This is a genomic window from Flavobacteriales bacterium (genome assembly GCA_020435415.1).
In the GTDB taxonomy this organism is placed as follows: domain Bacteria; phylum Bacteroidota; class Bacteroidia; order JACJYZ01; family JACJYZ01; genus JACJYZ01.
Genome location: JAGQZQ010000115.1, coordinates 1 through 9,064, shown reverse-complemented (window position 1 = coordinate 9,064; position 9,064 = coordinate 1). Strand labels below are relative to the sequence as shown.

Here is a 9,064-nt window from a genome sequence, read left to right as displayed (position 1 = left end):
ATAACCACCGAGCGGGATTTTATCGTAACGTGAGAAGGAAGGGTACCAGTTCAATGGCTGCTTGCGGTTCATACGTACGACAATCAGCAGCACCATACACAAACCGAGGATCACGTAATATTTATTGCGCCTTAACCAGTTCATGAGGTCTGGTTTTTCAACTGCATGTGAATGGCTTGTGCCCTTTGGTATATCGGCTCGTCCACTTCAAAATCTCCGTACCAACCGTATTCATACAACCGGGTAAGGGTTTTAAACTCCTCCTTCACGTCTCCTTTGAGTTCGCCGAGGTATTGGTGGTTGGTCTTTTCTCTTCTCCACTCAATCAACCTTGCCTGATGCAGGATATGTAAGGTAAAGAGGTACAACAACCGCAGAGCGGTCCGGTATTGTTTGTCTGCAATGGCCTGATCGATCCTCTCCTGCCAGTTGATCTCCTTCTCGTTTGCACCGATTTCCAGGAAATCGATGTCATCCACCTTTTTTTGTTGATAGAATATCGCCTGGATCTCTCCCTTGAACAGGGTATATATGATCATGACAATGGCAAAGGCTATGGTAAGGTAGATCAGGGCATTAATAAGGAAGCTGCCGTCGGGATTTATAACGCGGTTCATCTCCGGCCACCAATCAAACAAAGAGGACAGCCAGTTAAGAAAATTCTGCCACAGATCGTCAGCCTCTTCCGATTGCAGATAGTTGAAATCCGGATCGGAGTGCAGGTGCGCCAGGGCCGCCTCGTCGAAACTACGCGCCTTGCTCACCCAGCGATTCGATCTTATCCAGGTCGCCGGTTCCTTCTTTTGTTTCCACCAGGCTATAGTAGCGGATGGCGGTAACGGAAAGCAGGATCAGGTTGGCCAGTGATGCCCCGAGCATGTAAATCGGCATGTACCATGTCATAATGCCCATTGCATTTTGCATTGTCTCCATTGCCTGAGCGGGGTCTGATGCCCCAGGTTCGATTCCGCTGAAGATCATGGCAAACTGCCCGACATACATAGGCAACGCAAAGATGTAGGTGATCATGGCCTGGATCATATAGGCGACAATGAACAGGCCGAATGTAGCCCACCAATTTTCCTTGATCAGTGACGCGCTTCTGGACATGGCTGCGAATGGCCCGATCCCTTCCACAGACATCACTACAAACACCAGGGAAAAGGTGACGGCTACATATATGCCAGGAATAATACATAGCATGGCTCCCACCATTACCATCACACCCATGACGATGAAGCCACCGAAGTACCTCAGGAAGTTCTTTTTTATTTCCTGCATGATCGAACCCAAACCGGTGTCCCCCCCTTCTGCATAGAGTTTTATGTATGAATTCACGGTCAGGAAGAAAAGCAATGCACCAAGGAGAACAAAAAAATACCCGCCGAGCATACCAGACAGGAAGGTGAACGGATTTGGTGGAACAGCGTTTGCACCGGGTTGCTGTGCCTGCATACTCATGGTCATCACATCGCTGAACCAGGTTGAAATCAATAACCCTCCAAGCAACATCGGAATGCCGGAAAATACCAGAATGGGCTTAAGAAGTTTAAGGAAATTCTGCCGTATGAATTCAAAGGCAGCTCCTAATGATTCACCGAAATCGCGTTGTTTTCTAAGGTTGATTTCTGACATGATTTTCAATGTTTAAATGGGTGAACTTGTGCGGATAGATTACAAAATACCAGATCACCAGACCGGAAGTGGTGAGGATGATACAGGCGCTGGCCAGCGGTACGATGTTGGCATGCCTGGTCACAAAACTTTCCAGAAAACCTGCGATGATGAAAACAGGGATCAAACCCGTAATAATACGGGAGCCATCCCTGGCTCCTTGCCTGAAAGACTCCAGCCGCGTAAAGGTGCCGGGAAAGAGCAGACTGTTACCCAGCACAAGACCTGCAGCACCTGCAATAATAATGGCACTGATCTCCGGCACCCCGTGCACCCAGATGGAGAGTACGGAATCCAGCAGATAACCCTTCTGATAAAAGAAATACTGAAATGCCCCGAGCATGACCCCGTTGGAAAACAGCAGGTAGCCCGTTCCGAAGGATGCAAAAACGCCGGCCGCAAAAGCAAAGAATGACACCCGGATGTTGTTCAGGGTGATCATGAAAAACATCTCCCCTTCTCCCATGCTATCATAAACCGCCATGGGCTTTCCTTTGTTGATGTTCTCCAATGTCCTGTTCACATAATCGTCTCCCATGATCACCCGAACAAAGCGTTCATCACGTGATGCGGAAAACACCCCGATCACTGCTGAAATAAAAAAAATGACAAAGGAGATGGCAAGCTCTTTACGCCGGTGGGCCATAATGGACGGTAAACCATGCACCCAGAACCGGACGACATTTTTGAAGGTCTGTTTCTTCGTTTTGAAGAGACGCTGATGCACCTGACCGGACAAATGATTGAGGAAAGATGTGGTTGGTGATTCCGGGTAGAAGGTCCTGGCATAGGAAAGGTCATCGGTCAACTGGATATACAAACCCGACATTTCATCCGGATTGATTTTCGAAGGAGTTGCCAGCATGGCCTCCATTTTTTTCCAGCGGTCTTCGTTCTGTTTTCTGAAAGTGACCTCTCTCATTAATTGTTATATTAACGCCTAAATATAGCATAATAATGGACAACCAGCTTAGCGTCAACACCACCCAAAATGTGCATATCAGTTATGAGGTGGCGAACATCGGGGACCGGTTTATGGCCTACCTGATAGACGCTCTGATCCTTGGTGGATTTATGCTGGCCATGGGCTTTGTAGCAGGATTGATCACCGCTGCCTCCGGTTCCATGTTATGGATGATCCTGATATACCTTCCTATGTTATTTTATCACCTGGTTTGTGAACTGACTATGAACGGGCAGAGCATCGGAAAACGTCAATATAAACTTCGGGTCATTAAACAGGATGGTACTTCAGCGAGTTTCGGGAATTACTTTATCCGGTTTCTGCTTCGCCCGATCGATAGCCTGTTCGGCATCGGTTTGCTTGTCATCCTTATCAATGGAAAAGGACAACGACTCGGCGATATTGCTGCCGGCACCACACTGGTGAAACTGGAAAGGAAAAAGCACGCTTCGGATTTCTACCAGGTGGATGTTCCTGAAGGGTATACCCCTGTATATGCAGAAACAGCAGACCTGACCGATGCCCAGATCAATTTCATCCGGGAGATTCTGCACAAGCGCAGGAATGATATCCGCCATCAAACGGTCATCCAGCTTGCGGATAAAATGAAGTCCCTGATGAAGGTGGAATCGGACCAGATTCCTTTTCAGTTCTTAAGAACCATCCTCAGAGATCATCAGTATTATCACGGTGGAGGTGCGCCGGAGAAAAGTTCCGTTGAAATACCCACAGATCCCGGACAAGCAAAAACATAACCAAAGGCAACACAAGAAATACAAGCCGGTTGGCATCCATTGCCCCGGTAATATCTCCCTGGAACAACCGGATGGTCGCCGTGGTGAGCCCACATCCCCAACATCTTTCTCCTGTCACCAGCCTGATCAGACAAGGAATCGTGACATCAACTGAAGTAGACGCCGCAATGATGACGCTAACCCCTGTATAAGTTACCAGCAACAAGGTAAAAATGCGATTTCGGATGTATTGGATCAGCATGTGTTTTGATCATCCTCCCGAAGGAAATCCACCATGAAAATTACGGTTTTAGATTGATTGGATAAGTAGCATACCCGATCCCTCAGCCATAATGCTTACTTTTAGGACCTATTTTGCCGTAACAAAATGAGTAGAGGATTTGTCGCTGCGCTTTTATTTGCTTGTCTTATCGCCCCGTTTACCATTGGTTTCCTATGGTTGCAATACCAAAAGGATCAGGTAAGGCATGAGGTGAAGAAACAACTCATTGCCGGTATCGATCCCTCGGAGTTGGTATTGGTGAAATGCCACAACGACGAGACCCAACAACGCTTGCGCTGGGAGCATGACCGTGAATTTGAATTCAAGGGGAACATGTACGACGTTGTTTCCTTTTCTATTATCGGAGATACTACCTACTACAGATGTTGGTTGGATTCAGAGGAAACGCAACTGAACAAACAACTGAATATCCTTATGGCCGGAACATGGGATGGAAAGCGACACAGGCAACACCAGGAACTCGTATTGCATTTTTACAAGAACCTTTATTCAATAAAACAATGGCAATTGTCCTTTGCTGCAATTCAAATTGTACAAAACGATTGGGTTCCCAGGGACAGCTTGAAAATATACTCCCGTTCTCCTTCACCACCGGTGCCACCTCCGGAAATCGCCTGACTTCTGTCACGTTTTAGCCGGTTCTCAAACCGGATATTTTCATGGGCCATCATTTTCATGGCCATTTGTCATACCATTCGAATTATCCATCATGAAAAAGACAATACTGATGTGGTTGTCGCTAACAATGGCATGCCTTACACATGCCCAGGTGATCACCATCAAGGATATGAAAACTGGTGCTCCTCTTGAATTGGTGACCCTGATGAGCGAACAGCCCAGAGCTTTTGCCGTGACCAATGCCAAAGGCCAGGCAGACATATCCGCATTCAAATCTTCGGAGTCCATTGTGATCCGAAGGATCGATTACCAGACGCTCGTCACCACCTACGTCACACTGGAACTAACCCCCCGGGTAACACTGGAAGCAGGGCAGGTATCGCTGGATGAGGTGGTGGTGTCCGCCAACAAAAGCGGACAATCGCAGCATGATGTTCCCTCCAGGGTCATCACCATATCGTCCAAAGAGGTGGCAATGCAGAATCCCCAAACCGCAGCCGATATGCTGGACATATCCGGCGAGGTGTTTGTACAAAAGAGTCAATTGGGTGGGGGAAGTCCGATGATCCGCGGTTTTGCCACCAACCGGTTATTGTACGCTGTGGATGGGGTAAGGATGAATACAGCGATCTTCCGCAGCGGAAACCTCCAAAATGTGATCTCCCTGGATCCGTTTGCAACGGAAAGCACGGAGATCCTTTTTGGCCCCGGATCGGTTATCTACGGAAGTGATGCCATTGGTGGCGTCATGAGCCTGCAGACATTGACACCCCAGCTGTCATACACCGATGATGTGCTGGTCAACGGAAAGGCAGTCGCACGCTATTCGTCTGCCAACCATGAGAACACCATGCACTTCGACGTCAACGTCGGTTGGAAAAAATGGGCCATGACGTCCAGCATTTCCTCCAATGATTTTGGTGATCTCCGCATGGGCAGTCATGGACCCGACGAATACCTGAGGCACTACTACGTGCAACGCGTAGACAGCACCGATGTGGTCTTCACCAATGACAATCCACTGATCCAACGCCCGTCAGGATATGAACAGATCAACCTGATGCAAAAGGTGCGATTTCATCCCAACGCCAAATGGGACGTGCAGTACGGTTTCCACTATTCCGCTACTTCATCCTATGCCCGTTACGACCGGCATGTGCGGTATAAGAATGGCTGGCCCCGTTACGGCGAATGGGATTACGGTCCGCAAAAATGGGTGATGAACAACCTCACCGTCACACATACCAATAAGAATGCATTCTATGATGTATTGACGGTCCGCCTCGCCCAGCAATATTTCGAGGAGAGCCGGATCACCCGTGACCTCAACAAACCCCAACGGGAAATTCGTTTGGAAAAGGTGGATGCTCTTTCCGTTAATCTGGACTTTGAAAAATCCTGCGGTGAAAAGCACCTGATGTTTTATGGTGCAGAATTCGTTTCCGATGATGTGGCCTCATCAGGAACAGATGAGAACATTGTTACGGGTATTAGCCAAAGGGGTGCTTCCAGATACCCTCAGGCTACCTGGTCTTCCATGGCTATTTATCTGACAGACCGGTTTTCGATATCCGACCGCTTCACACTGCAGGGTGGTGTTCGTTTCAACACCTATGCCATGGATGCGGAATTCGATACCACGTTTTACCCTTTCCCATTTGCTGAAGCCGAAATGGATAACCAGGCATTGACAGGAAGTATCGGAGCGGTGTATCGACCCTCGCAGAACTGGATGATCAGCGTGAATGGCGCCACCGGTTTCCGTGCACCCAATGTGGATGATGCCGGTAAGGTCTTCGATTCAGAACCCGGTTCCGTCGTGATACCCAATCCGGATTTACAGGCAGAATACGCCTACAACGCCGACCTGGGGATCGCCCGGATGTTTGGCAAAACCGTAAAGGTGGACCTGACCGCATACACCACCCTTCTGCAGAATGCCATGGTACGAAGGGATTATACACTGAATGGCCAGGACAGTATCATGTACGATGGAACACTCAGCCAGGTACAGGCCATCCAGAATGCGGCCGAGGCGAGGGTATACGGAATACAGGTTGGATTGGAAGTGAAGTTGCCATCGGGTTTCGGTATTTCCTCACACTTTAATTTTCAGAGGGGCGAGGAAGAACTGGAAGATGGTACGTTAAGCCCCCTAAGACATGCGGCACCATCGTTCGGTACAACCAGGCTCACCTATGCTGAAGGCAACCTGACATTAATGGTCGGAGCTTCCTACAATGGTAAACGGGCTTTTGAGGATATGCCCGAAGAAGAAAAGGGCAAAGATTATCTCTATGCTATGGATGAGAATGGCAACCCCTATTCTCCCGGATGGTATACCCTGAACGCAAAGGCCATGTATCAGATCACCGATCACTTCACCGTGAGCGCCGGTTGCGAGAACCTTGGCGATGTACGATACCGGCCCTACAGTTCCGGTATCGTTGCTCCGGGAAGGAATTTTATCCTATCAATGAAAGCACAATTCTGAGTACTTAAAAAATATACCTGCAAAAAATCCCGCTGTGATCGCAGCGGGATTTTTTTTGGCCATCGGGAAGCCTGATGTATCAGGCATTTGAAAAATCATCGGCACTTTTCTTATTGACATCTTACCGGTTTCTGACATTAGGTTGTGCACACCAAATACTCACTTAAAACAATTAATGATGAAAAAAGTATTTCAACACTGTAAGCAAGTCCTTTCCGTTACCGCCTTGCTTTGCACAACCATCTTTGTCAACGCACAACAGAACACTGAACTGCCGGATGCAATCGACAAGACCAGCAGTCCGGATGCCATTCAATCAACGCATTCTGATGAACTGTACTTCGATGAAACCCTTGGCAACAAGATCTCACTTTATGGAAATCGTCTCAGCAGCACCAGCATGTACGGTTTTGGCGTTGGCAATGCTACCCTGTATGCCAATTCAGCAAACTACCACGCCTTTCTTATAGGCAAGAGAGTGGGCTCTACATGGAGTGCCACGACCATTAAGCAATACAGTACCTTATGGTTCAACACCAGAGAGCTAATCTTTGATGGTCCGGATGCTGTTATGACGATCAAAGACGATAACAACAACAGTGTAAATGCCGCGCGCCTGGTACTGGAAGAAGACAACGGTGAGGGTGGTTTCATCCTTTGGAACGGTTCAGAAGACCGGATGTTCTTCGGAACCAACAATACCAACATTATGGTTCTCGGAACCGATAACGTGGGCATAGGAACCCGCAACCTGGATGGAGTGAATGCAGATTATCGTCTGGCGGTGAATGGAAAGATCCGCTCCAAAGAAATCGTTGTGGAACTTAGCGACTGGCCTGACTATGTTTTTGCGGATGACTACAAACTGAAACCGCTTAATGAGGTGGAATCTTTTATCAAGGAAAACAATCATCTTCCTGAGATCCCCAGCGCTACCGAAGTGGTTGAATCAGGCGTTGCTGTGGGTGAGATGCAACATCAACTTTTGAGGAAAGTGGAAGAACTCACCCTCTACATGATCGAGCTCAACAAGTCTCTTGAAGAAGTCAAAGCTGAGAACGCCGCCTTGAAGGCCGAACTTTCCCGCTAATATTCCTTAGAAAAAAGCTCATGAAGACAACACTAAAGCTGAGGTTCCTGGCCTTGCTGTCGCTCACCATACCGATCGCATCCATAGGCCAGGAAACCGCTCCGGAAGAATATAACGAGTGTACCGTGGGTGTTTCAGACATCGATCTGGAAGCCTTGAACGGCAGGTCATTTATTGGAGAGCGGATCATGGCCAGCGACGGAAACTGCGACGTGCGGGTACTGGTCGCCTATACATCCTCCGCTGCTAATGAAATCATGAACGAAAGTATCACACCAGACATCGAGATTTATGTCAACCGGTTGATTGAGTCCATGAATGTGGCCATGAACAACAGCGAGGTGAATCATGAATTCCGTCTTGCTGCAATCGTTCCTGTAACCCTTAATGAAAATGGTAAATCCATGGAGGACATGAGGAATGAATTTCATGATGTTTCGCGGATAAAAACCATCAGAGACATTGTTCGGGCGGATGTGAACCTGCTCCTTGTAGATAAAGACATCATGAATAGTCCTAAAATCAGTAATTGGGGATATGCCTATGTGAACGCCGGTGCATCTAAAGCCTATGCCTGTGCCGACTGGGCAGTTGCACTAAGTAAAAAGACCGGAGAACACGAACTGGCGCACATCTATGGTTGCCAGCATCAGGACACCGATCCGGATTATGCACCGTATGCCCGTGGAATGAACAACTCGGTGGACAAGATCCAAACAATTATGTCCAAGGTTTCCGGATCCGATGTCAAGAAGGTATTTTCTAATCCCGATATCAACTTTCCCGGATTATTAAAGGTCGCAGGAACCAGCACCCGGAATAACGCCAGAAGATTGAATGAGCGACAATTGACCGTTGCTTCATTCAGAGAACCGGAAGCCGTCCAGGAACTGGATCAGACAATTCTGACCGGAACTTCGGGTTACCGGAACTTCACGGTGGTTGCTCAGGACCGGGTGGTGCTGAAACCCGGATTCAAATCCGGACTGGCAGAAATGACGGTTCGAACCATCCATCGCTGTACGGCGGCAGCCATGGTTTCTGTTGATGAGCCGACGGACAGCCGGGAACTGGTACTGTTTCCCAACCCCAACAACGGAAGGATGCTGATACAGGCACCCTTCAGATACAATGAATCGGTGACCATCGAGATCATTGATATGTTGGGTAAGGTGGTGCACCAGGA

At 48.3% G+C, this 9,064-nt stretch carries 9 protein-coding genes; 5 read left to right on the top strand and 4 right to left on the bottom strand.

Features of this window, described 5'->3' with window-relative positions; all coding sequences use genetic code 11:
* Positions 1–140: 140 nt before the first annotated feature.
* From KDD36_13680 to KDD36_13670, 3 genes are read right to left on the bottom strand one after another with little or no spacing between them, the layout of a single operon-like run.
* Positions 141–764 carry a DUF4129 domain-containing protein gene (locus KDD36_13680; protein MCB0397700.1) on the bottom strand — a complete coding sequence of 208 codons (624 nt, stop codon included), beginning with the start codon at positions 762–764 and terminating at the stop codon, positions 141–143.
* Positions 748–1,635 carry a hypothetical protein gene (locus KDD36_13675; GenBank protein ID MCB0397699.1) on the bottom strand — a complete coding sequence of 296 codons (888 nt, stop codon included), beginning with the start codon at positions 1,633–1,635 and terminating at the stop codon, positions 748–750. The genes KDD36_13680 and KDD36_13675 overlap by 17 nt, the downstream gene beginning before the upstream one ends.
* Positions 1,616–2,596 (bottom strand): stage II sporulation protein M, encoded by a 981-nt coding sequence (locus tag KDD36_13670; GenBank protein ID MCB0397698.1) that lies wholly within the window; start codon positions 2,594–2,596, stop codon positions 1,616–1,618. Before KDD36_13670 ends, KDD36_13675 begins: the two co-directional genes overlap by 20 nt.
* A gap of 35 nt (positions 2,597–2,631) precedes the next feature.
* Here KDD36_13670 and KDD36_13665 point away from each other — a divergent pair, with 35 nt between their 5' ends.
* Positions 2,632–3,393, top strand: coding sequence for an RDD family protein (locus KDD36_13665; GenBank protein ID MCB0397697.1), 762 nt, complete (start codon positions 2,632–2,634; stop codon positions 3,391–3,393).
* Here the strand turns inward: KDD36_13665 and KDD36_13660 are convergent.
* Complete coding sequence (locus tag KDD36_13660; protein ID MCB0397696.1) at positions 3,305–3,634, bottom strand: DUF2752 domain-containing protein; 330 nt, start codon at positions 3,632–3,634, stop codon at positions 3,305–3,307. The genes KDD36_13665 and KDD36_13660 overlap by 89 nt on opposite strands.
* 126 nt (positions 3,635–3,760) lie before the next feature.
* On the opposite strand from KDD36_13660, the gene KDD36_13655 reads away from it, so the two are divergent.
* From KDD36_13655 to KDD36_13640, 4 genes are all read left to right on the top strand, one after another.
* Positions 3,761–4,294 carry a hypothetical protein gene (locus KDD36_13655; GenBank protein MCB0397695.1) on the top strand — a complete coding sequence of 178 codons (534 nt, stop codon included), beginning with the start codon at positions 3,761–3,763 and terminating at the stop codon, positions 4,292–4,294.
* A 109-nt stretch (positions 4,295–4,403) separates the two neighbouring features.
* Positions 4,404–6,788, top strand: coding sequence for a TonB-dependent receptor (locus tag KDD36_13650; protein MCB0397694.1), 2,385 nt, complete (start codon positions 4,404–4,406; stop codon positions 6,786–6,788).
* Positions 6,789–6,966: 178 nt separating this feature from the next.
* Complete coding sequence (locus tag KDD36_13645; protein ID MCB0397693.1) at positions 6,967–7,878, top strand: hypothetical protein; 912 nt, start codon at positions 6,967–6,969, stop codon at positions 7,876–7,878.
* Between the two features lie 20 nt (positions 7,879–7,898).
* Positions 7,899–9,064 (top strand): hypothetical protein (locus tag KDD36_13640; protein MCB0397692.1); only part of this gene is annotated, 1,166 nt, incomplete at its 3' end.